At 76.8% G+C, this 663-nt stretch carries 1 protein-coding gene; it reads left to right on the top strand.

The annotated features are described in order from the left end of the window. A partial coding sequence (locus L0B03_RS18770; RefSeq protein ID WP_374205037.1) for an endonuclease/exonuclease/phosphatase family protein occupies positions 1-502 on the top strand: 502 nt, incomplete at its 5' end. Positions 503-663 lie beyond the last annotated feature (161 nt).

The raw sequence follows: 663 nt of genomic DNA, 5'->3' as shown, positions 1-663 counted from the left end.
GGTGGGCCGGGGCGCGCGGACCACGGCCCTGCTGGTGCGCCCGGACCTGCCCACCTCCGGGGGCCGGGCGGTCCGGCTGCCGTGGCGTCCCTGGAGCCGACGCACCCTGACCCGTCGGGGCCTCGCGGTCGCGACCGTCGCCGGGGTGCAGGTGATCAGCGTGCACCTGCCCCTGAGCCCAGGAGAGCGGCGTCGTCACCTCGAGGACGTGCTCGACCTCGTCGACAACGCCGTGGTGGCCGGGCGGCCACTCGTCCTCGGCGGCGACCTCAACGAGGCACCCGACGGGCCCACCTGGGCCGCGCTCACCCAGCGGCTGGTCGACGTCGGCGTCCAGGCAGGCCCGACCTTCCCCGCCCGGAGCCCGCGCCGCCGTATCGACGCCCTGCTCACCACGGGCCTCACCGTCCAGCAGACTCACCGCCCGAGCGACGACGCGACCCGTCGGGCGAGCGACCATCTGCCGCTCACGGCCGACCTCGTGGTAGACCCCCTCCCGTGAGTCACCCCGTTCCCATGAGCAGCCAGCCGCCCGCCGTCCACCCCGAGCTCGTCGACGCCCTGCGGGCCGACCTCGACCGCTCCGGGGCGACCGTGCCCGCGATCGAGGAGCGGATCGGCCCGGTCGCTGCGGCGGCCCTGCACCGCGAGCAGGCCCTGCCG

Source organism: Actinotalea sp. C106, from assembly GCF_023630195.1.
Taxonomy (GTDB): Bacteria; Actinomycetota; Actinomycetes; order Actinomycetales; family Cellulomonadaceae; genus Actinotalea.
This window is presented reverse-complemented; position numbering and strand designations above follow the sequence as displayed.